The following is a 20,183-nucleotide window of genomic DNA, read 5'->3' on the forward strand; positions in this document are numbered from 1 at the left end:
CTCAGGAGGCCGAGACCGTGCTCCTGCCCCGAGATTCCGTCGCGAGCTGCTTGGCCAGCACTTCCACGCGTGCCACGAACGGTGACGAGGGGGCGGCCAGCCGTGGCGTACGGCCCGACATCATCGCCGCGTCGAGGCTCAGCTGGTCGAACGGCAGGAATGACGTCGTGGCGAGACCGGTCAGGCGTCGCAGTGTCGAGTCGACCTCGCGCTCCTTCCACCCCAGCGTGGACCGCATCATGTTGATCACGACGGTCGGAGGCTGTGCCCCGCGACGCGCCTCGGCGAGATCGTGCACACCGCGTACGAGTCGCGCGAGCCCGACCGGATCGGCCTTGCCGACAGCAACCACCTGATCGGCGAGCTCGAGGGTCTGGAGCGTCGCCTGGTTGCGCGTCGACCCCGTACCCGCGCCCGGCTCGAGGGCGAAGCCGCAGTCGATCACGACAAGCTCAGCCGTGGACCTCAGCTGCCGAAGCACCAGCTCGAGCGCGCCCGGGCGGATCTGGGGCCACATGTCGGCTCGCGGCAGTCCGGTGAGGAGTCGCAGCTGGGGTTCGATCTCGAGCAGGTGGTCGTCGACCTGACCGGGATGTCCGTTGTTGGCCGCGCGACAGGCCGCCATCAGCCCGCTGACGTCGTCGAGCACGGCGAGCAGCTGGGCGAGGGCCCCGCCATAGGTGTCGGCGTCGACCAGGACCGTGTCGACGCCCTGCGCCGCGGCGGCCGCCGCCAGGGAGAGCGCCACGGTGCTGCGTCCCGGTGCACCCGCGGGCCCCCAGACCGCCACGATAGTGCCCCGATCGGGCGACGTGTCGGCAGCGACGGTGTCGCGGGTGAGTACCTCGAGAGCGCCGATCGAGAGGCGGCGAGAGATGCCGAGGCCAAGGCACCGGGCCTCGTCCGCCTCCACGGCCGCAACGCGTACGCCTGCCCGTTCCAGTCGATGCACGGCGTCGGCGTCGAGTCCTGACAGCTCGGTGTGGACGAGCGCGGCGCTGGCGACACCCGTGTGCGTGACGGCGAGCAGGTCGGCGACATCGACGCACCTCCGCGCCAGCCGGAGCTTGGACGACCCCTCGATCTCACCGATCGCGGCAGCCTCCCACGGGGCTCCGCCCGCGGCGAGGACGACGTCCATCAGGAGACCCGTACGAGGGTGACATGACCCGACGAGACCGTGCCGATGACTGATCCCTCGAGCTGCGTGTCGGCGACGTCGACCAGCACGGTCTGTGCCAGCGAGCCGCCGACCGAGACCGACTCGTCACCCGTCTCGACGATCCGCACGGACTGCAGGACACGAATGGCCTTGTCGTCGGACTGGTCACCCGGACCGGGGCCGACCCACACGTCGACGAGGTCGCCACGGGCGAGGTCTGCCGGGGAGGCCCCGCTCGCAACGCTGAGCGGCAGCTGGCTGCGTCCCACCGTGGCCTTGGGCAGCAGCGCCGACCGTTCCACCAGGGTGCCGCCCGCAGCGCGCTCGGCCCACTGGAGGGAGTCGAGCGGTGCGGCGAACTCCTCGTCGGTACGCAGGTAGTTGTCGGACACGTCAGCGGTGAGCTTCACGCGTACGGCGACGAGGTCGTCTGAGCTCACCGGATCACCGGCGGCCACGGTCCGGTCGAGCGCCCAGTACTGGGCCGTCTCGTCACCGGCGGCGACCAGACGCGCACCGAGGATCGTCGATCCGAGGACCAGCAGCACGCCGATCAGCAACCGCGGATCGCGCCATGGTCGGATGTGCAACCGTGACGCCGCTGCACGCTTCGTCTGCCCTGGATCATCAGGCCCCCGCCAGATCATAGGGAATGTTCTATCGAACTCGGCGGAGCGCGTCCATACCCCCAGCGGGTTGTCCACAGACCACGTGGCCGCCCTCCAGGCTGACCCCGCGACATGGGAAACTGGGCACATGCCGCCCCTCACTCCGAGGTTCCTCACGCTGGCTGATGTCGCCGAGGTTCTCAACGTCACGGTGCGCCAGGTCTACGCTCTGGTCCGCTCCGGCGACCTGCGCGGCATCCAGATCGGTGGCCGCGGGCAGTGGCGCATCGAGGCGGTCGAGCTCGAGGACTACATCTCCCGGCAGTACGCCCGCACCGACGCGCTCGAGCACGACACGTCGGACGACGACGTCACGTCCGACCGCTGACCACCGCCACGGCCGCAAACGGCACCACCTGATCACGGCCGGACTCCTCGCGCAGCCTCACGAAGTCGGCACCGACCACGTCCACCGTGCCGTCCATCGCCGAACCGCTCCGCGTGACGAGCCGAATCTGTTCACCGTCGGCGCGCAAGGCCCTGAAGACATGACCCCAGCCGAGGGCCGCCGTGACGACGGATGTCTCGTCTGCTCGACGCTCGGTGGAGCGCACCGCCGTGACGGCGCCGACGTCGACGACGTGCCCGCCGCGGGGTCCCGCCAGCTGGACGACACGGTCGTTGACGAGCTGCACGCGGCCCTCGACGCGGCCCAGCCCCATGACGTCGAGCACCACGTGGCCGCCGATCAGTGACCGCCACGAGGTCTCCGCCCACTCGCCGTCGCGGAGCTCCTCGACCAGGGCGTCTCGCTCCTGCATCTCCAGGTCGCCCGCCTGGGCCTCGAGCTCGCTGAACAGCCGGTCCCATCGCATACGCGGACGCTATCTCGGCCGGGGCGCACTTCACACCCCCAGTTCTCCCAGGTTGACAACCCACCTCAAACGGTCTTGTCTGTCTTCAAACGTCATCAAACGTGATCAAAGACATTCGGGGGAATGATGCTTTCACGCAGCGGGTGGGTCCTGGCCGGTCTGGCAGTGCTCAGCGTGGGCCTCCTCGGGCCCGACGCGTACGAGATGGCTTCCGAGGTTGCCGGGTCGGACTTCCCGCAGGCGCTCCTCGCCCTGGGCTCCCTCGTGCAGCTCACGCTCTCCCTGTGGGTGCTCGTGATCATCGGGCTCTCTCAGCTCCGCGTTTCCTCGCTCCTTCTGCGCATCGTGGCGCCGCGCATGCTTCGCCGCGCGCTGTTCGTGGGCGCGGTCGGTTCCCTCGCCGTGGCTCCGGCCCAGGCTGACCGGGGCTCGTCGACCACGACGCCGGCCGCGCTCCACTCCCTCGATGGCCTCCGCCTCCCCGACCGGCCGGTGACCTCTCCCAGCATCCACACGGTCGTCGTACGACCCGGCGACACCTTGTGGGCCATCGCCGCGCGGTCGCTCCCGCCGGGCGCGAGCAACGCCGAGATCGCGCACGCGTGTGATCGCTGGTACGCCGCCAATCGCGCCGTCATCGGCGACGACCCCGACCTGATCCACCCGTCACAACACCTCACACCGCCCACGAAGGACCGCTCATGAAGACAGCCACCGCCTTGTCAGTTCCCGTCGTCCGGCCGTCCTTCACCGGGATGGTCGAACCCTCACCTGGTCAGATCCCCCTGCCGTTCCCCGGCATGACGCCGGTGCTGCCGGTGCCGGTGGAGCGCGGCGACGCAACGCCGCTGCGCGAACGCTCGGCACGGTTCATGCAGGCCCTGGTCGAGGTGCTGTCGGGCGAGCGCCCCGTGCGCCAGATGGGTCCGTGGATGGCGCCCGACGTGTATGAGCAACTCAGCTCCCGGCTCACGGTGCACGCCCGCGCCCCGCGTCGACCGGTGTCAGCCCGCGGCGCCCGCATCGTCTCGGTGCACGTCGCGATGGTCAACGACGAGGCCGCCGAGATCGCCGGGCGCATGGTGCACCGAGGTCGCTCGCGCGCCCTCGCCGTACGCCTCGAGCTCCAGACGACCCACCGCGGCGACAAGATCTGGCGCTGCACGGCGCTGGTATGGGCCTAGGTCAGCGGTTCCTCTTGCGCGACTGGCGCTGCTGCTTGGCCTTCTGACGGGCCTTGGCCTTGGCGTTGGCCTGACGGCGTGCTTCGGCTTCGGGAGTCTCAGTTGACGCCGCGGCCGACTCGCCACGTACCTCGGCCTCGCCATCCTCGCTCGGTGACGAGTAGGACAGAGCCTGCTGCTTCTTCTCGCTGTCGAGGCCCTTGGCCTTCACCTGGGGCTCTGCCTCGTCCGCTGCCTCGACCTGGACGTCGAGGTTGAACAGGAAGCCGACCGACTCCTCGGCGATGCCCTCCATCATGGCGTTGAAGAGGTCGTAGCCCTCGCGCTGGTACTCCACGAGCGGGTCGCGCTGCGAGTAGGCCCGCAGACCGATGCCCTCACGGAGGTAGTCCATCTCGTAGAGGTGCTCACGCCACTTGCGGTCGAGCACGCTGAGCACGACGCGGCGCTCCAGCTCGCGTGTCACCTCGGTGCCGAGCTCGGCCTCGCGCTTCTCGTAGGCCGACAGCGCGTCCTCCAGGACGAGGTCCTTGAGCGACTCACGTGAGAGCGCCTCGCGACCGCCGGCCTCGCCCTCGACACCCTCGATCGTGAGGCTGATGGGATAGAGCGTGCCGAGTGCGGTCCACAGCTGGTCGAGCTCCCACTCCTCGGGGAACCCTTCCGTGGCGCCGTCGATGTAGGCACCCGTGACCTCGCCGATCATCGAGCGGACCCACTCGTTCATGTCCTGGCCCTCGAGGACCTCACGACGCTCGGTGTAGATGACCTCGCGCTGGCGGCTCATCACGTCGTCGTACTTGAGGATGTTCTTGCGGGTGTCGAAGTTCTGCGCCTCGACCTGGCCCTGCGCCGAGGCGATCGCGCCGGTGACGCGCTTGTCCTCGATCGGCTGGTCGTCGGGGATCTTCATCTTCTGCAGGACCCAGTTGACCCAGTCGGACTTGAACAGTCGCATCAGGTCGTCCTCGAGCGACAGGTAGAACCGGGTCTCGCCCGGGTCGCCCTGACGGCCCGAACGGCCTCGCAGCTGGTTGTCGATACGGCGCGACTCGTGGCGCTCGGTGCCGATCACGGCGAGTCCACCGGCTGCGGTGACCTCCTCGTGCTCGGAGGCGACCTGCGCCTCGACCCGCTTGAGCTCCTCGGGCCAGGCGGCTTCGTAGGCGTCGGAGTCCTCGAGCGGGTCGAGGCCCTTGGCACGCAGTGCGGCGTCGGCCAGGAACTCGACGCTACCGCCGAGCATGATGTCGGTACCGCGTCCGGCCATGTTGGTGGCGACCGTGACGGCGCCCTTGTGGCCGGCCATGGCGACGATGGCCGCCTCGCGATCGTGCTGCTTGGCGTTGAGCACCTCGTGCGGGACGCCGCGCTTCTTGAGCTGCTTGGAGAGGCGCTCGCTCTTGGCGACGCTGGTCGTGCCGACCAGGATCGGCTGGCCCTTGGCGTGCCGGTCGGCGATGTCTTCGACGACGGCGTCGAACTTCGCCTGCTCGGTGCGATAGACCAGGTCGGGCTGGTCGATTCGGGCGACCGGCTTGTTGGTCGGGATCGGTACGACGCCAAGCTTGTAGATCTTGTCGAACTCCGACGCCTCGGTGAGGGCCGTACCAGTCATGCCGCCGAGCTTGTCGTAGAGGCGGAAGTAGTTCTGCAGCGTGATCGTGGCGAGCGTCTGGTATTCCTCGCGGATGCGTACGCCCTCCTTGGCCTCGATCGCCTGGTGCAGGCCTTCGTTGTAGCGGCGTCCGTCCAGGATGCGTCCGGTGTGCTCGTCGACGATCAGGACCTCGCCCTCGATGACGACGTAGTCCTTGTCGTTCTTGAACAGCTCCTTGGCCTTGATCGCGTTGTTGAGGAAACCGATCAGCGGCGTGTTGACCGAGTCGTAGAGGTTGTCGATGCCGAGCTGGTCCTCGACCCGGTCGATGCCCTCCTCGGTGACGGCGATCGTGCGCTTCTTCTCGTCGACCTCGTAGTGCTCGTCGATCTTCATCGCACCGACGATGCGGGCGAACTCGGCGTACCACTTGACCTCGTCCTCGGTCGGACCCGAGATGATCAGCGGCGTACGGGCCTCGTCGATCAGGATCGAGTCGACCTCGTCGACGATCGCGAAGTTGTGACCACGCTGCACGCAGTCGGCGATGTTGTCGGCCATGTTGTCGCGGAGGTAGTCGAAGCCGAACTCGTTGTTGGTGCCATAGGTGATGTCGGCGGCGTAGGACTCGCGGCGATCGTTCGGAGTCATGCTCGGCAGGATCTGGCCGACCGTCAGGCCCAGGAAGTGGTGGACGCGGCCCATCCACTCCGCGTGGTACTTCGCGAGGTAGTCGTTGACCGTGACGACGTGGACGCCCTTGCCCTCGAGGGCGTTGAGGTAGGCCGGCAGCGTCGACACGAGGGTCTTGCCCTCGCCGGTCTTCATCTCGGCGATGTTGCCGAGATGAAGCGCGGCGCCGCCCATGATCTGCACGTCGAAGTGACGCTGGCCCAGCACGCGGGATGCGGCCTCGCGTACCGTCGCGAACGCCTCGGGCATGATGTCGTCGAGCGACTCACCGTCTGCCAGTCGGCCCTTGAACTCCTCGGTCATGCCGCGCAGCTCGTCATCGCTCATGGCCTTGAACTCGTCCTCGAGCGCGTTCACCTGCTTGGCAATCGCCTCGAGCTGCTTGAGGATCTTGCCCTCGCCCATGCGAAGGATCTTGTCGACAATTTTTGGCACGAAAGTGAACTTCCTGAGGCGGCGTTCTTCAAAGAGTGGGAACCCCACTATCTTAGGTGACGCCCCAGGCATGCCGTGAGTTCCCCGGCCAGATCGCCCTTGACGGGTGGCGCCACCTGCTCGAGCCCGAGCCAGTCGGCCATCTGCTGGAGCTCGGCAGCGAGCTCGGCGGCCGTCGAGTCGGGGGCGTGCTCCTCGGCCCACGCGCCGTGCACGACGAGCGTGCTTGCCTGCCGATCGGCCTTGAGGTCGACTCGAGCCACGAGCCGATCGCCGAGGAGGAACGGCAGGACGTAGTAGCCGTGCACGCGTTTTGCGGCCGGCACGTAGATCTCGATGCGGTAGTGGAAGTCGAACAGCAGCGACGTACGAGTGCGCTCGAACACCAGCGGGTCGAACGGACTGAGCAACGCCCGTGCTGACACCGTGCGGGGCTGCACGGCGTCGCGGTGGAGGTATGCGGGTCGCTTCCACCCGGTGATCGTCGTCGGGATCAGCTCTCCGGTGTCGACGAGCTCCTCGATCGCCGCCCTGGTCGGCTCCGGAGCCATGCGGAAGTAGTCACGGAAGCACTGGGCGGTCCCGACACCGAGAGCCCGTGCCGCATGGCTGACGAGCACCCCGTGCGCCTCGGCCTCGTCCAGCGGCGGCGCCTCCAGCTGGGCCTGCGGAATGACGCGTTCGGGAAGGTCATAGACACGCTCGAACGCCGAGTTGCGCCATGCGGCAGTGACCTTGCCCTTGTAGAAGAGGTATTCGAGCGCCATCTTGACCTCGGACCAGTTCCAGCCCCAGTTGTCCTTGTCGCGGGGTGCGTCGTGCTCGACCTCGCGCGCCGTCAACGGACCGTTGTCCCGCACCTCCTGCAGCACCCAGTCGACGAACTCGGGCTTCTCGTCGAAGATCCGCTTCATGCCGCCCCACATGCGTGCGCCCGACTCCATCCGGAACTGCATCGCCTGCCAGAGACCGACGTCGACCAGGGCCGCCTCGTGCGCCCAGTACTCGAACAGACGACGCGGTCTGCGCCCCGCAGCGCGGTGCAGGAGCTCGATGTCGTAGGCGCCGAGTCGCGAGAACAGCGGCATGTAGTGCGCGCGCTGGAGGACGTTGACCGAATCGATCTGGAAGAACCCGAGTCGGTCGATGACCTTCTGCACGTGACGCATCGCCACGTCGTCGGGCCTGGGCCGGGTGAATCCCTGCGCCGCCAGCGCGATGCGGCGAGCCTGCGTCGTGGTCAGGTTCATGGACCCGATCGTGGTCCATGCCGCAGACATTTAGGGCGAGTCACGCCCTAGAGGACGTCGTCGACGAGCTTGCTGCGCACCGCGAACATCGCGGCTTCCATGCGCGACTTCATCTGGAGCTTCTCGAGGATGTTGCGGATGTGGTTCTTGACCGTGTTTTCACTGATGAACAGCTCTTCGGCGATCTCGCGGTTGCTCAGACCGCGCGCGACATGGCGCAGCACGCCGAGCTCGCGCGGCGTGAGGTTGGTCGCCGGTGTCGGGCTCTTGGACATCTGGACGAACTCGTCGAGCAGCTTGGTCGCCATGCTGGGGCTGATCAGCGACTGGCCGGAGGCGACGAGGCGTACGGCCTCGGCGACCTGCTCGTAGGTCGATCCGTCCTTGAGGAGGTAGCCCGAGGCGCCACTGCGGATCGACTCGTAGAGGTCGGACTCGTCGTCACTGGCGGTCAGCATGATGATGCCGGTGGTCGGCGAGATCTCCTTGATCGCCGCGCACACCTCGACTCCGCTGCGACCGGGCATGCGGACGTCGAGCAGCACCACGTCGAACGGGTTGTCGGCTACCAGCTCGAGCGCCTTGTCGCCGTCGTCGACCTCGGCCAGCTCCAGCGTCTCGTCGGCGCCGAGGACCATCTTCACGCCACGACGAAAGAGCTCCTGGTCGTCGACCAGCAGCACGCGAATGCTGTTGTCACCCCGGATACTCACACGCCGATCATGCCACGAATGACGGCCAACGCATCAGGTCGTGACGTCGAGGTGGATGACGCCGTAGTCATAGGCCCGGCGAAGGTAGACGACGCTGGGGCGCATCGAGTCCTTCTCGAGGAACAGATAGAAGTCGTGACCCACGAGCTCCATCTCGTACATCGCCTGCTCGAGCGTCATCGCCTGCGCCTGGTGCGTCTTCTCGCGCACGACCAGCGGGCAGTCGCCCTGCACGTCGATCGGGCCGGCCTTCGTGGTCGGCGGGTCGTCGTCCCTGAGCTCGTCGGCGAGCTCCTCGAGTGGCAGGTCCGCCGTGGCTGACCCGAGCGAGGTCGGGCCGCGCTGCCCGTGGTGGATGCGATTGCGGTCAACCGCCCTGCGCAGGCGGGACTCGAGCTTGTCGATCGCGGCGTCGAGTGCGGAGTGCTGGTCCGTCGACGCGGCCTCGGCGCGTACGGCGGGTCCTCGTGAGCGGAGTGTCATCTCGACGCGAGCCGCGGTGTCGTGCTGGCGAGGGTTCTTTTCATGCGTCACCTCGACCTCGACGCGGTGGATCTTCTGGCGGGTGTCGTACTTGCCGATGCGGAGGAGCTTTTCCTCGACGTGCTCCCTGAATCGCTCGGAGATCTCGCTGTTGCGACCGTTGACGACAATTTCCATGGGAGCTCCTTCGTCTTGAGTGGTGCCCGACTCATGCCATATGGCGACGGTAGACCCGCGTCGCAAATATCTCCATAGCAAGCACGGAGTTCATTGCGAACTCCCAGACCTGAGAGGCGTCGCGGCCACCACGGCGACACCGATCGGGCGACGACCCGCCGCCGTGAGTGCCCGAGCCGCCTCGCCCACGGTCGATCCGGTGGTGAGGATGTCGTCGACCACGACCACCGATCCCGACGAACGCGGTCGCCCTCTCCGTACGCAGAAGGCGCCTTGCAGGTTGGCGGCACGAGCCGTCGAGCCGAGCTCGGACTGGTCGACGGTCGCCCGGGTGTAGGCCAACGCCTGCTCGACACGAACGTCGAGCCCGACCCGCCGCAGCAGTCGCGCCGCCGCCTGTGCCAGCTCGTCGACGAGGTCGGCGCCACGAGCTCGCCTGCTGCGCCGCGAGGTCGGCACCGGCACCATGAGGACGGGTTCCTCGGCAGCGAGCGCCACGACGGAGGAGGCCAGCAGGTGTGCCAAGGGGGCGGTGAGACCGAACTGACCGCGCTCCTTCCACGCGATCATCGTCGAACGGAGCACCCCCTCGTTGACCCCGGCCGAGACCGGGGGCACGGGGTGCGGCCCGCACAGATCCACCGGAGCCGGCTGTGGCCAGGACACGGTCGGCCCGGGGCGTATCGACAGGCCACATGGCCGGCACAGACCAAGAGCCGGCCGACCACAACCGGCGCAGCGCGCGCCCAGCACCAGGTCCGCTGCGGACACCGCGAGCTCGCCCATCGGTCGAGCATCCTTCAATCGCGCTCGACACCGGGCGGCAGCCGGCGAGCACTGTGGAATCAACGGCCGTACGTCAACCCTGTGACCGTCGGCGTCTTCACCAGGTGCCACGTGCCACCCGGCGGGAGGTACCAGAGCCGTTGCGTGATGTCGGTGGCGTAGCGGGCCGCCGGGTCACCGGACCCCAGCACCAGGAGATCGGCGCCGACGTCCGGCAGCAGCGCTTCGGCGGGACCAGAGTTGGGGACCGAGCCGTCGATGCTGACCAGCTGCACCTGGCGACTCACGTCGCTGCCCGCGAGGAACGCCAGCTGGGTGTCGGTGGTCCACACCGCAGACGACGGCTTCGCCGCGTCGATCGGGACTCGCACAGGCGGGGCGAGGCCGGTGATCTGGTTCTTGTCGTTGCGCTCGATCAACCCCACGTGGACACCCGTGCTCGTCGTGACGGCATAGCGCGATCCGCCGGGCGACAGGGTGAACGTGTTGATGTCGAGGTCCGCCAGCTTCCCGATCGGCGGCGTCGACAACGTCTCGTCACGTACGAGTCGCACCCGGGTGTCTCCGCCGAATCGGTCGACCAACCAGAGCACACCGTCGCGGTCCCAGCGCGGTGTCAGGATCTGGTTGCCGGCGAACGTACGAGCAGCGTTGCCGGCGCGATTGGTGACCCTGACCTCGGAGCGGCCCTTGAGCACGCCGGCGACACCGGAATCACTGACCGCGATGCGCTCGGCTCCATGGGCGTTCTTGCCCCAGAGTCCGGTGAGCGGCGCGACTTCTCCATCGTCGATCTGCACGACGGTGTCATGGCTGAGCGCGTAGGCGTGGGTGCCCGCCATGCTCGGCCCGAACGCTCCCCACGAGTCGATCGGCTGCACCGGCAGCCCGCTGCGGCCGATCACGTTCGCGCCACCGGACAGCCGGACCCCGCGGATCCCGGGCACCTGCCGCAGCGTCCAGACGATCTGCGCCGACAGCCGGTCCTGCACCGACTCGGCGCTGGTGCGCAGGTCGGCGTCAAACTCGACGTCGGCCACGCCGTCGGCCGATACCGGCACGGACGGCCGAAGCGTGTCCTGCGGCGGGACGTACGTACGGGTCAGGTCACCCAGGTCGTCGGCCGGGCCGCGGGCGAGGCTCGCCACCAGCGAGGTCGCCAGCTGGTCACCGACCGCGAGGTAGACCGGCACGGGCAGCAGCCGCCTTCCCGGACGGTCGAACATGAAGATGTCGAACGACCGGAAGTGGTCGGCGAAGTACTTCGAGCTCACCATCATCCCCGACTGGGGAGTCGCGATGCGCCACTCCCCCTTGACCTGCTGCAGTACATAGGTCAGCTCGGCGTCACCGCTCAACCGCGAGTAACGTCCCTGCTGGTCGAGGCGGGCCACCTGGTCGGAGGTCAGCTGTACGACGACGCGGTCACCCGCGTCATCGTCACCGTCCACGTCGGTCGACCGATCGGGCACCGCATCTGAGACCTTGGGCCGCGCGTAGACCCGCACGCCGTCGAGCGGGCGCCAGCTCTTGGCGGCCGCAGGGGTGAGGAACGCCGATGCCGTGCCGGTCGAGACCGGGAACGCGAGCATGGCGTCGACGTAGCCGAGCACGATCTCCTGCGGCGTCGCCCCCGCCTTGGGCAGCGCCGGCGCGTACTGCACCGTGCTCTCTCCCAGCCCGCCGTCGTCCTTGACGCGGGTGACGGGACCCGACGTCGGGATGCCGCCGCAGGCGCCGACGAGCACGACGGTGGCCAGTGCCACGAGCACCCTGCGCGTCATGCGTACACCGACACGAGCGCGGGGTTGGCCGAGGATCCGTCCGGCTTGGGGATCGTCAGGATGAACTCGCTGCCCTCGCCGGGTGCACCCCAGGCCGCGAGGGTGCCGCCGTGCAGCGTCGCGTCCTCGCGCGAGATCGGCAGTCCGAGGCCGGTGCCACCCTGCGTACGCGCGGGATCGGCGCGCCAGAAGCGGTCGAACACCCGAAGGCTCTCGTCGCCGCTGAGCCCGACGCCGAAGTCGCGTACGGCCAGCGACACGCACTCGTCGTTCTGCGCGACCTCGATCTCGAGCCGGTCCGAGCCGCTGTACTTCGCGGCATTCGTCATCAGGTTGCGCACGATGCGATCGATCCGGCGGATGTCGGCCTCGACGACGGCCGGCTCGTCGACACCGATGACCTTGACCGCGATGCCCTTGCGGGCGACCAGCCCGTCCTCGGCGGCCTCACGGGCGACCTGCGACATGTCGATCGTGTCGAGGGCGAGCTTGGCGGCGCCGGCGTCGAAACGGCTCAGGTCGAGCAGGTCCGACAGCAGCGACTCGAAGCGGTCGAGCTCGCCCTTGAGCAGCTCGGCGGAGCGGGCTGTCTGCGGATCGAAGCGTTCGCGCGAGTCGTACAACACCTCGCTCGCCATCTGCACGGTCGTCAGTGGCGTGCGGAGCTCGTGCGACACGTCGGAGACGAATCGTTGCTGGAGGCGTGAGAGGTTCTCGAGGCGCCGGATCTGGCTCTGCAGGCTCGCCGCCATCTGGTTGAACGACGTGCTGAGCCGGGCGATGTCGTCCTCGCCGCTGACATGCATGCGTTGCTCGAGATTGCCGCTGGCGTACCGCTCGGCGATGCGGCGAGCCATGCGTACCGGATCGAGCACCTGGCGCGAGACCAGCCAGGCGACCCCGCCGACCATGAGCACCATTGCGAGCCCGCCGAGGAGCAGCGCGCGGCGCACCAGGTCGAGCGTTGCCTGCTGGTCGGCCATCGAGAACAGGTAGAACAGCGCGTAGGTGTCGCCGGTGCCGGGCGCGCGGAGCTGGCTGCCCACGACGACCGACGCCTCGCGGTCCGTGCCGCCGAGAAGGCCCAGCTTGGAGTAGCGCCAATAGGTGCCATCCTGGCTCTTGACCTTGTTGGCCAGGTCGGCCGGCAGCGCGTCCGGCATGATCGGCGCAGACGATCTCACGGGCACCTGTCCATCCGCTGCGGCGAGCGGGCCCTGGAGGACCAGCTCGTACGTCCGCCTGCCACCTCGCGAGCTCGTCAGCGAGTCGACCATCTGGGTCAACGTCTGCGACTGCGTCCCGGGCTCGGTCTCCACGGCAGCGTCCAGCCGGTCCTGTGCCGACTCGAAGCCGGCGCGGGCCTCCGAGATCGCGGCGACCCGACGGCTCTCAGCGAGGCCCCCCGCCACGTCGCGCAGCAGCGCCCAGCCGGTCAGCGAGATGACGAGCGCGCTCAGCAGGATCGTGCTGGTGACGACTCGAGCCTGGATCGAACGGCGCCAGATGCCGGCGAGTCCGCGCATCAGGACGGGGTGATCGCCTGGTAGCCGACCCCGCGGACCGTGCGGATGATCTCGGGGTTCTCGGCGTCGTCCTCGATCTTGGACCGCAGGCGGGTCATGTGGACGTTGACCAGCTTGGTGTCGCCCGGGTGGTGGTAGCCCCAGACCTTCTGCAGCAACGTCTCACGGGTGAACACCTGCGAGGGATCGCTCAGCAAGCAGGCCAGCAGGTCGAACTCTAGCGGAGTCAGCTCCAGCGGAGCCCCCTTGCGGGTCACGGTGTGCCCGGCGGGGTCGAGCACGATCTCACCGAACACCAGCGGCTCGACGAGGGTGTCGGAGCGGCGCAACCGGGCGCGTACGCGGGCCACCAGCTCGGTGTTCTTGAACGGCTTGGTGATGTAGTCGTCCGCACCGGCCTCGAGCCCGGCGACGACGTCAGGCGTGTCGGCCTTGGCGGTCAGCATGATGATCGGCACGGCCGACTTCTCGCGGATCTGACGGCACACGCTCATGCCGTCGAGGCCGGGAAGCATCAGGTCGAGCAGGACGACGTCGGGCTTGAACTGCGTGAAGGCAGCCATGACCCGATCGCCCGACCGGCACACGCCCGTCGTGAGACCTTCGCCCTCGAGGACGATCGTGAGCATCTCGGCGAGCGATGCGTCGTCATCGACGACCAGCACCCGGTCCCGCTTCGTCCTTCGATAATTCATGGAAGCTCAATGATACGGAGCCACGTACAAGAACGAGCGCCAGATGAGTACATCGGGCGCTCGTCCATGTTGTGGCTGCGTGACTCAGTAGCGGTAGTGGTCCGACTTGTAGGGGCCGGCGACGTCGACGCCGAGGTAGGCGGCCTGCTCCTTGGTGAGCTCGGTGAGCTCGACACCCAGGGCGTCAAGGTGGAGACGGGCAACCTCTTCGTCGAGGTGCTTGGGCAGGACGTGCACGCCCAGCTCGTACTGGCTCGCCTTGCTGAACAGCTCGATCTGCGCCAGGACCTGGTTGGTGAACGAGTTGGACATCACGAACGACGGGTGGCCCGTCGCGTTGCCGAGGTTGAGCAGGCGGCCCTCCGACAGCACGATGAGCTTCTTGCCGTCGGGGAAGATCCACTGGTGGACCTGCGGCTTGATCTCGTCCTTGACGATGCCGGGGATCTTGGCCAGGCCGGCCATGTTGATCTCGTTGTCGAAGTGACCGATGTTGCCGACGATCGCCTGGTGCTTCATCTTCTCGAAGTGCTCGACCCGGATGATGTCGAAGTTGCCCGTCGTGGTGATGAAGATGTCAGCGGTCTCGACGACCGACTCGAGGCGCTTGACCTCGTAACCGTCCATCGCGGCCTGCAGGGCGCAGATCGGGTCGATCTCGGTGACGATGACGCGGGCACCCTGGCCACGGAGCGACTCGGCCGAGCCCTTGCCGACGTCGCCGTAACCGCAGACGACGGCGACCTTGCCGCCGATCATGACGTCGGTGGCGCGGTTGAGGCCGTCGATCAGCGAGTGGCGGCAGCCGTACTTGTTGTCGAACTTGCTCTTGGTGACCGAGTCGTTGACGTTGATCGCCGGGAAGAGCAGCGTGCCCTCGCGGAAGCGGTCATAGAGACGCAGGACGCCGGTGGTGGTCTCCTCGGAGACTCCCTTGATGTCCTTGGAGATCTTGGTCCAGTGGTCGGGCTTCGCGGCGACCGAGCGGGCCAGCACGCGCAGCACCTCCTTGAACTCCTCGTTGTCGGTGCTGTCCTGCGACGGCACGACACCCGTCTTCTCGTACTCGACGCCGAGGTGCAGCAGCATCGTGATGTCGCCGCCGTCGTCGAGGAGGACGTTGGGGCCACCCTCCGGGAAGTCGAAGACCTTCTCGGCCTCGTCCCAGTACTCAGCCAGCGTCTCGCCCTTCCAGGCGAAGACCGGGGTGCCCTGCGGGTTGTCGACGGTGCCGTCCTTGCCGACGACGACCGCGGCGGCGGCGTGGTCCTGCGTCGAGAAGATGTTGCACGTCGCCCAGCGCACGTCCGCGCCGAGAGCCACCAGGGTCTCGATCAGCACGGCGGTCTGGATCGTCATGTGAAGCGATCCGGCGATGCGGGCGCCGGCCAGCGGCTTGACCTTGCCATAGCGCTCGCGCATGGCCATCAGGCCCGGCATCTCGTGCTCGGCGAGCTCGATCTCCTTGCGGCCGAACTCGGCGAGGGACAGGTCTGCAACGTTGAAATCCATGGGCGCCATCGTACCGGCGGCCCTGCGATGTCACCGAATCGGCCGGGCCTGTCGGAACCGCCCTCAGAGGGCAGGTGCGACAAAACTGGCGGGTCCTGCGACTCGGCGTAACGTGACCGACGGGCCATGTGATGCGAATCACAGGCCGCGGAACTGCGTCAGGGGGCAGGACATGACTGATCGAACGACCACGCAACCACCCGGCAAGGTGCCGCTCGTCCTCGCCGGGATCGCGCTCATCATCGCGATCGTCGCACCGCTGCTGGTGTGGACGTACGCCAAGACCGATCCCACGCTGTGGGGCATCCCGTTCTTCTTCTGGTACCAGTTCCTGCTGGTGCTGGTCTCGGTCGCGCTGACGTCGGTGGCATACCGGCTCGTGCTGGGTCACGAGCGCCGGCGCCGTGCGGCCGCGGGGCTGCCGAGCGGAGGTGACGGCGCATGAACGACATCGACCCGGTGGCACTCACCGTCTTCCTGGTCCTGTTCGGCCTGGTCACCGTGCTGGGCTTCCTGGCGTCACGGTGGCGCAGCGTCGGCACGCTCGACAACCTCGACGAGTGGGGCCTCGGCGGTCGCGGCTTCGGCACGTTTGTCGCGTGGTTCCTGATCGGCGGCGACATCTACACCGCCTACACGTTCATCGCGGTACCCGCACTGCTGTATGCCGGCAACGCCACGGGATTCTTCGCCGTGCCCTACACGATCATCCTGTACCCGATCATCTTCATCTTCCTGCCGCGCCTGTGGTCGGTCTCGCACCGTCGCCGGTATGTCACGCCGGCCGACTTCGTGCAGGGGCGCTTCGACTCCAAGTCGTTGTCGCTGGCCATCGCGTTCACCGGCATCCTGGCGACGCTGCCCTACATCGCGCTGCAGCTCGTCGGCATCCAGGCCGTGCTCGACGTCATCGGCCTCGGAGGCGGCGACGACGCCGGCTGGTTCCGCAAGGACCTCCCGCTGTTCATCGCGTTCGCCCTGCTCGCGGCCTACACGTACTCGTCGGGCTTGCGCGCCCCGGCGCTCATCGCGTTCGTCAAGGACACGCTGATCTATCTCGTGATCATCGTCGCGGTGATCTACCTGCCGACCCAGCTCGGCGGCTGGAGCAACATCTTCGACGAGGCCGGCAAGGCCTTCACGTCCTTCAACGGCGACAACTCCGACGCGATCGCAGCGGGCGACGCAGCGCCCAAGGGACTGATCCCCGGCATGAGCACGTCCCAGTGGGCGTACGCGTCCCTGTCGCTCGGCTCTGCGCTGGCACTGTTCATGTACCCGCACTCGGTGACCGCGGTGCTGTCGACCAAGAACCGCAACATCATCCGACGCAACGCCGCACTGCTCCCGGCCTACTCGTTCCTGCTCGGCCTGCTGGCCCTGCTCGGACTCGTCGCCATCGCCGCGGGGGTCAAGGTCACCAACCCGCAGCTGGCGATCCCGCAGCTGTTCGAGCAGGAATTCTCGCCGTTCTTCGCCGGCGTGGCACTGGCGGCGATCGCGATCGGCGCGTTCGTGCCGGCGGCGATCATGTCGATCGCGGCGGCCAACTTGTGGACCCGCAACATCTACAAGGCGTTCATCAACCCACGGGCGACGGATGCGGACGAGACGAGGCAGAGCAAGATCGCCAGCCTGCTGGTCAAGTTCGGCGCCCTACTGTTCGTGCTCGCACTCCCCAAGGAGTTTGCGATCAACCTGCAGCTGCTCGGCGGCATCTGGATCCTGCAGACCCTGCCGGCCATCGTGATCGGCCTCTACACGCGGTGGCTGCACCGGTACGCGCTGCTGGCGGGCTGGGCCGTCGGGATGATCTGGGGCACCATCGCGGCCTACAACAAGCCGACGGTCGGCAAGCCGGACTCGCACTTCGGAGGTTCGGTCGGCCCGCTCGAGGTCTTCGGCTGGCAGATCAGCGACAACCTGATCTACTTCGGCGTCACGGCGCTCGTGCTCAACCTGATCGTCGCGGTCATCGTCACGGCGGTGCTGCGGACGACCCACATCTCGGCGGGCACCGACGAGACACAGCCCTCGGACTACCTGGCCGACGCCGGTGACCCCGAGGTCGCAGACGTGCTCGACCCGATCGCGACGCCCAGGACCTAGGGGACGATTCCCAGCAGCAGTCAGGAAACTGGCACTGAACCCCTGTTGCAACGAGGGTGCAGTGCCAGTTTCGAGGGACCTGCTGGGAATCCTGAGGCGTCAGTGGCGGCCTCGGTGCAGTCCGGTGTCGAAACGGTCTAGAGAGCCCGGGCCTCGTCGACCAGCATCACGGGGATGTCACGGCGCACGGGGTAGGCCAGCGAGCAGGCGTTGCACACGAGCTCGCTCGCCTCGTCGTCGACGAACAGGGTCGCGCGGCACTGCGGACAGACGAGGATCTCGAGAAGCGCCGGATCAAGGTTCATGGGGCTCATCCTAGAGGGGTGTGCGAGCCGTTCGTCTCACCACGCCTCGCAGGGAAGCGGCTCCGCTGCGGCGCTCCGACGTTCCCTCGCAGGGCTCGCTCAGTCCTCGCGGATGGCACTGAGCACCTCGTCGCGGACGCGGGCCATCTCGGCCTCGGTGTCGGCCTCGACGTTGAGGCGCAGCAACGGCTCGGTGTTGGACGCTCGTACGTTGAACCACCACGTGTCACCCGTGACCGTGAGTCCGTCGAGCCGGTCCTGCGGCAGGTCGGCATACGCCCGCGACAATCTCTCCATCACCGCGCCGCCGTCGTCGACCGTGCTGTTGATCTCGCCCGATGCGACGTAGCGCTCGTACTTCGCCATCAGCTCCGACACCGTGCCATCGGTCTCGGCCAGTGCCGCCATGACGTGCAGCGCGGCGATCATGCCGGAGTCGGCCAGGAAGAAGTCCTTGAAGTAGAAGTGTCCCGAGTGCTCGCCGCCGAACACGGCCCCCGTACGGGCCATCTCAGCCTTGATCAGCGAGTGGCCCACAGGCGTGCGTACGGCGGTGCCACCGTTCTCGACGATGATCTCGGGCACCGCCCTCGACGTGATGACGTTGTGCAGGATCGTTGCTCCGGGCGTCGTGATCAACGCGCGCGAGGCGATCAGCGCGGTGATCGCCGACGGCGACACGACATCGCCCTGCTCGTCGATGACGAAGCAGCGATCGGCGTCACCGTCGAACGCCAGGCCGATGTCGGCGCCGGTCTGGCGCACCATGGCCTGGAGGTCGACCAGCGTGCTGTGATCGAGCGGGTTGGCGTCGTGATGGGGAAACGTGCCATCGAGCTCGAAGTACATCGGCGTCAGGTCGACGTTGAGCGGCGCGAACACCGAGGGCACGGTGTGGCCAGCCATGCCGTTGCCGGCGTCGGCGACGACCGCGAGCCGGCGGGCCGGCGGGATCGGCACCAGCTCGTGGAGGTAGTCGGCATAGCGGCTCAGCGCGTCGCGCTCCTCGTACGTGCCGATCGCCTCGGGTGATCCCGGCTCGGCAAGATAGGTCGTCGCCTGCTCGGCGATCGCCGACAGGCCCGTGTCGTAGCCGATCGGCTTGGCACCCGCGCGGCACAGCTTGATGCCGTTGTACTCGGCAGGGTTGTGACTGGCGGTGATCATCGCGCCCGGGAGGTCGAGATCGCCCGAGGCGAAGTAGAGGAGGTCGGTGGAGGCCAGACCGATGCCGATGACGTTGCCACCCTGGGCGCGTACGCCGTCGCTGAACGCCTTCGCAAGGACCGGTGAGGTGTCACGCATGTCATGGCCAATCACCATCGTGCCACCGCCGTCGATGCCGTTCTCGAGGGCGAACGCCCTGCCCAGTGCGAACGTCATCTCGGGGTCGAGCTGCTCGGGCGAGAGCCCGCGGACGTCATAGGCCTTGACGACGGCCCGGAAACGAGGATCGATCACGCGGCTCTCATTCTGGGAGAGGTCTCACGAGTCGCAGCGCCGGCGGCCCGTCGGGGACCGGCTCGGCGGGGCGGCCGGCTTCACGTACGGCATCGGCGAGCGCCAGGAGGTCGTCGCGGCTCGGCGCCGCCGCCTCCGGATCGGGCGCGAGCCGCAGCACGTTCCAGCCCTGCGGCGCGGACATCCGCTGTGAGTGCTCGACGCAGAGGTCGTAGGTGTGCGGCTCGGCCGTCGTGGCGAGCGGACCGAGCACGGCGGTCTGGTCGGCATACACGTACGTCAGCGTCGCCACGGCTTGCTGGGAGCAAGCCGAACGGGTGCATCGTCTGACCATGTGGTGAGGCTAACCGGCGCGTCAACGCCACCGCGTTAGGCTCACCGCATGGATCACCTCGGAGGCATCGTGAGCGGCCCACGGCCCGGGCGGATGCGCGATCGCCGGGGCACCGGGCGGCGTGGACCGATGGCGATGCCCGGACCGCTCTCACCGCGCAGCGTGCCGATCCACCGATCGTCCCGCGAGTCGTTCGACCTGTTGGTCGGCGATGTCGTGGCCTCGCTCGAGCCCCACTTCGCCGCCGAGCCCGACCACGTCGACATCGTGGTCGAGGAAGCACCGATGCTGCCGCCGGAGTGGACCGACGAGGTCCCGCTGAGCATCGTGGTGTCACGTCCGCGCGACAGCCGGGTCGTGCTGTTCCGGCTGCCGATCTCGCACCGCTGCACGACCCGCACCGAGCTCGAGGACCTCGTCTGGGTTGTCGTGCTTGAGCGCCTTGCCGAGGTCTGGCACATGTCGCCCGACGACCTCGACCCCCGCTGACG

General features: G+C 67.9%; 21 protein-coding genes. 6 read left to right on the forward strand and 15 right to left on the reverse strand.

Annotation, left to right across the window (positions count from 1 at the left end; translation table 11 throughout):
• Position 1 precedes the first annotated feature (1 nt).
• Both ABD683_RS03100 and ABD683_RS03105 read right to left on the reverse strand, forming a co-directional pair.
• Positions 2 to 1,141 carry a CpaE/TadZ family protein gene (locus tag ABD683_RS03100; protein WP_344767202.1) on the reverse strand — a complete coding sequence of 380 codons (1,140 nt, stop codon included), beginning with the start codon at positions 1,139 to 1,141 and terminating at the stop codon, positions 2 to 4.
• Positions 1,141 to 1,752, reverse strand: a complete 612-nt coding sequence (locus tag ABD683_RS03105) for a hypothetical protein (RefSeq protein WP_344767203.1) — start codon at positions 1,750 to 1,752, stop codon at positions 1,141 to 1,143. Before ABD683_RS03105 ends, ABD683_RS03100 begins: the two co-directional genes overlap by 1 nt.
• Before the next feature lie 166 nt (positions 1,753 to 1,918).
• On the opposite strand from ABD683_RS03105, the gene ABD683_RS03110 reads away from it, so the two are divergent.
• Positions 1,919 to 2,158 (forward strand): helix-turn-helix domain-containing protein, encoded by a 240-nt coding sequence (locus ABD683_RS03110; protein WP_344767205.1) that lies wholly within the window; start codon positions 1,919 to 1,921, stop codon positions 2,156 to 2,158.
• On the opposite strand, the gene ABD683_RS03115 is transcribed toward ABD683_RS03110, so the two are convergent.
• The gene (locus tag ABD683_RS03115; protein WP_344767207.1) at positions 2,142 to 2,645 is read right to left on the reverse strand and encodes a hypothetical protein; all 504 of its coding nucleotides are present in this window, start codon (positions 2,643 to 2,645) and stop codon (positions 2,142 to 2,144) included. The two genes, ABD683_RS03110 and ABD683_RS03115, sit on opposite strands and share 17 nt — an antisense overlap.
• Before the next feature lie 123 nt (positions 2,646 to 2,768).
• Here ABD683_RS03115 and ABD683_RS03120 point away from each other — a divergent pair, with 123 nt between their 5' ends.
• Both ABD683_RS03120 and ABD683_RS03125 read left to right on the forward strand, forming a co-directional pair.
• On the forward strand, positions 2,769 to 3,350 hold the full coding sequence (locus ABD683_RS03120) for a LysM peptidoglycan-binding domain-containing protein (protein WP_344767208.1): 582 nt from the start codon (positions 2,769 to 2,771) through the stop codon (positions 3,348 to 3,350).
• Positions 3,347 to 3,829, forward strand: a complete 483-nt coding sequence (locus ABD683_RS03125) for an Rv3235 family protein (RefSeq protein ID WP_344767210.1) — start codon at positions 3,347 to 3,349, stop codon at positions 3,827 to 3,829. Before ABD683_RS03120 ends, ABD683_RS03125 begins: the two co-directional genes overlap by 4 nt.
• A gap of 1 nt (position 3,830) precedes the next feature.
• On the opposite strand, the gene secA is transcribed toward ABD683_RS03125, so the two are convergent.
• The 9 genes from secA to ahcY form a co-directional block, all read right to left on the reverse strand.
• Positions 3,831 to 6,527, reverse strand: coding sequence for a preprotein translocase subunit SecA (gene secA, locus ABD683_RS03130; protein ID WP_425548527.1), 2,697 nt, complete (start codon positions 6,525 to 6,527; stop codon positions 3,831 to 3,833).
• 77 nt (positions 6,528 to 6,604) lie between these two features.
• Complete coding sequence (locus tag ABD683_RS03135) at positions 6,605 to 7,807, reverse strand: winged helix-turn-helix domain-containing protein (RefSeq protein ID WP_344767214.1); 1,203 nt, start codon at positions 7,805 to 7,807, stop codon at positions 6,605 to 6,607.
• A 47-nt stretch (positions 7,808 to 7,854) separates the two neighbouring features.
• On the reverse strand, positions 7,855 to 8,520 hold the full coding sequence (locus ABD683_RS03140) for a response regulator (protein ID WP_344767216.1): 666 nt from the start codon (positions 8,518 to 8,520) through the stop codon (positions 7,855 to 7,857).
• A 33-nt stretch (positions 8,521 to 8,553) separates the two neighbouring features.
• Entirely contained in the window at positions 8,554 to 9,180 is a 627-nt protein-coding gene (hpf, locus tag ABD683_RS03145; protein ID WP_344767218.1) for a ribosome hibernation-promoting factor, HPF/YfiA family, read from the reverse strand.
• Positions 9,181 to 9,270: 90 nt separating this feature from the next.
• Positions 9,271 to 9,966, reverse strand: coding sequence for a ComF family protein (locus tag ABD683_RS03150; RefSeq protein ID WP_344767220.1), 696 nt, complete (start codon positions 9,964 to 9,966; stop codon positions 9,271 to 9,273).
• Between the two features lie 59 nt (positions 9,967 to 10,025).
• The gene (locus ABD683_RS03155) at positions 10,026 to 11,750 is read right to left on the reverse strand and encodes an LpqB family beta-propeller domain-containing protein (RefSeq protein WP_344767223.1); all 1,725 of its coding nucleotides are present in this window, start codon (positions 11,748 to 11,750) and stop codon (positions 10,026 to 10,028) included.
• The gene (mtrB, locus tag ABD683_RS03160) at positions 11,747 to 13,276 is read right to left on the reverse strand and encodes an MtrAB system histidine kinase MtrB (protein ID WP_344767225.1); all 1,530 of its coding nucleotides are present in this window, start codon (positions 13,274 to 13,276) and stop codon (positions 11,747 to 11,749) included. Before mtrB ends, ABD683_RS03155 begins: the two co-directional genes overlap by 4 nt.
• Positions 13,276 to 13,971, reverse strand: a complete 696-nt coding sequence (gene mtrA, locus ABD683_RS03165) for an MtrAB system response regulator MtrA (protein ID WP_344767231.1) — start codon at positions 13,969 to 13,971, stop codon at positions 13,276 to 13,278. The genes mtrB and mtrA overlap by 1 nt, the downstream gene beginning before the upstream one ends.
• 84 nt (positions 13,972 to 14,055) lie before the next feature.
• Positions 14,056 to 15,483, reverse strand: coding sequence for an adenosylhomocysteinase (ahcY, locus tag ABD683_RS03170; protein WP_344767233.1), 1,428 nt, complete (start codon positions 15,481 to 15,483; stop codon positions 14,056 to 14,058).
• A 172-nt stretch (positions 15,484 to 15,655) separates the two neighbouring features.
• Between ahcY and ABD683_RS03175 the strand changes: the two genes are divergently transcribed.
• Together ABD683_RS03175 and mctP are read left to right on the forward strand one after the other, a co-directional pair.
• Positions 15,656 to 15,928, forward strand: a complete 273-nt coding sequence (locus ABD683_RS03175; RefSeq protein ID WP_344767235.1) for a DUF3311 domain-containing protein — start codon at positions 15,656 to 15,658, stop codon at positions 15,926 to 15,928.
• On the forward strand, positions 15,925 to 17,592 hold the full coding sequence (gene mctP / locus ABD683_RS03180; protein WP_344767237.1) for a monocarboxylate uptake permease MctP: 1,668 nt from the start codon (positions 15,925 to 15,927) through the stop codon (positions 17,590 to 17,592). The genes ABD683_RS03175 and mctP overlap by 4 nt, the downstream gene beginning before the upstream one ends.
• A gap of 137 nt (positions 17,593 to 17,729) precedes the next feature.
• Here mctP and ABD683_RS03185 read toward each other — a convergent pair whose 3' ends face one another.
• The 3 genes from ABD683_RS03185 to ABD683_RS03195 all read right to left on the reverse strand — a co-directional run bounded on the left by ABD683_RS03185 (position 17,730) and on the right by ABD683_RS03195 (position 19,692).
• Positions 17,730 to 17,897: a Trm112 family protein gene (locus ABD683_RS03185; RefSeq protein WP_332643215.1), complete on the reverse strand. Its 168-nt coding sequence runs from the start codon at positions 17,895 to 17,897 to the stop codon at positions 17,730 to 17,732.
• Between the two features lie 99 nt (positions 17,898 to 17,996).
• The gene (locus ABD683_RS03190; protein WP_344767240.1) at positions 17,997 to 19,358 is read right to left on the reverse strand and encodes a phosphomannomutase/phosphoglucomutase; all 1,362 of its coding nucleotides are present in this window, start codon (positions 19,356 to 19,358) and stop codon (positions 17,997 to 17,999) included.
• A 7-nt stretch (positions 19,359 to 19,365) separates the two neighbouring features.
• Complete coding sequence (locus ABD683_RS03195; RefSeq protein WP_344767242.1) at positions 19,366 to 19,692, reverse strand: DUF3499 domain-containing protein; 327 nt, start codon at positions 19,690 to 19,692, stop codon at positions 19,366 to 19,368.
• A 48-nt stretch (positions 19,693 to 19,740) separates the two neighbouring features.
• Here ABD683_RS03195 and ABD683_RS03200 point away from each other — a divergent pair, with 48 nt between their 5' ends.
• Positions 19,741 to 20,181, forward strand: a complete 441-nt coding sequence (locus tag ABD683_RS03200; RefSeq protein WP_344767244.1) for a metallopeptidase family protein — start codon at positions 19,741 to 19,743, stop codon at positions 20,179 to 20,181.
• Positions 20,182 to 20,183 lie beyond the last annotated feature (2 nt).

This window comes from Aeromicrobium panaciterrae (assembly GCF_039537165.1).
Lineage (GTDB): Bacteria > Actinomycetota > Actinomycetes > Propionibacteriales > Nocardioidaceae > Aeromicrobium > Aeromicrobium panaciterrae.

What these genes read in the sequence shown, in the direction of transcription:
- hpf (WP_344767218.1), bottom strand. Translation starts at nt 9,180, where the DNA reads ATGGAAATTGTCGTCAACGGTCGCAACAGCGAGATCTCCGAGCGATTC.
- ABD683_RS03110 (WP_344767205.1), top strand. Translation starts at nt 1,919, where the DNA reads ATGCCGCCCCTCACTCCGAGGTTCCTCACGCTGGCTGATGTCGCCGAG.
- ABD683_RS03120 (WP_344767208.1), top strand. Translation starts at nt 2,769, where the DNA reads ATGATGCTTTCACGCAGCGGGTGGGTCCTGGCCGGTCTGGCAGTGCTC.
- ABD683_RS03125 (WP_344767210.1), top strand. Translation starts at nt 3,347, where the DNA reads ATGAAGACAGCCACCGCCTTGTCAGTTCCCGTCGTCCGGCCGTCCTTC.
- ahcY (WP_344767233.1), bottom strand. Translation starts at nt 15,483, where the DNA reads ATGGATTTCAACGTTGCAGACCTGTCCCTCGCCGAGTTCGGCCGCAAG.
- mtrB (WP_344767225.1), bottom strand. Translation starts at nt 13,276, where the DNA reads ATGCGCGGACTCGCCGGCATCTGGCGCCGTTCGATCCAGGCTCGAGTC.
- secA (WP_425548527.1), bottom strand. Translation starts at nt 6,527, where the DNA reads ATGGGCGAGGGCAAGATCCTCAAGCAGCTCGAGGCGATTGCCAAGCAG.
- ABD683_RS03135 (WP_344767214.1), bottom strand. Translation starts at nt 7,807, where the DNA reads ATGAACCTGACCACGACGCAGGCTCGCCGCATCGCGCTGGCGGCGCAG.
- mctP (WP_344767237.1), top strand. Translation starts at nt 15,925, where the DNA reads ATGAACGACATCGACCCGGTGGCACTCACCGTCTTCCTGGTCCTGTTC.
- ABD683_RS03185 (WP_332643215.1), bottom strand. Translation starts at nt 17,897, where the DNA reads ATGAACCTTGATCCGGCGCTTCTCGAGATCCTCGTCTGTCCGCAGTGC.
- ABD683_RS03155 (WP_344767223.1), bottom strand. Translation starts at nt 11,750, where the DNA reads ATGACGCGCAGGGTGCTCGTGGCACTGGCCACCGTCGTGCTCGTCGGC.
- ABD683_RS03195 (WP_344767242.1), bottom strand. Translation starts at nt 19,692, where the DNA reads ATGGTCAGACGATGCACCCGTTCGGCTTGCTCCCAGCAAGCCGTGGCG.
- ABD683_RS03115 (WP_344767207.1), bottom strand. Translation starts at nt 2,645, where the DNA reads ATGCGATGGGACCGGCTGTTCAGCGAGCTCGAGGCCCAGGCGGGCGAC.
- ABD683_RS03100 (WP_344767202.1), bottom strand. Translation starts at nt 1,141, where the DNA reads ATGGACGTCGTCCTCGCCGCGGGCGGAGCCCCGTGGGAGGCTGCCGCG.
- ABD683_RS03175 (WP_344767235.1), top strand. Translation starts at nt 15,656, where the DNA reads ATGACTGATCGAACGACCACGCAACCACCCGGCAAGGTGCCGCTCGTC.
- mtrA (WP_344767231.1), bottom strand. Translation starts at nt 13,971, where the DNA reads ATGAATTATCGAAGGACGAAGCGGGACCGGGTGCTGGTCGTCGATGAC.
- ABD683_RS03150 (WP_344767220.1), bottom strand. Translation starts at nt 9,966, where the DNA reads ATGGGCGAGCTCGCGGTGTCCGCAGCGGACCTGGTGCTGGGCGCGCGC.
- ABD683_RS03200 (WP_344767244.1), top strand. Translation starts at nt 19,741, where the DNA reads ATGGATCACCTCGGAGGCATCGTGAGCGGCCCACGGCCCGGGCGGATG.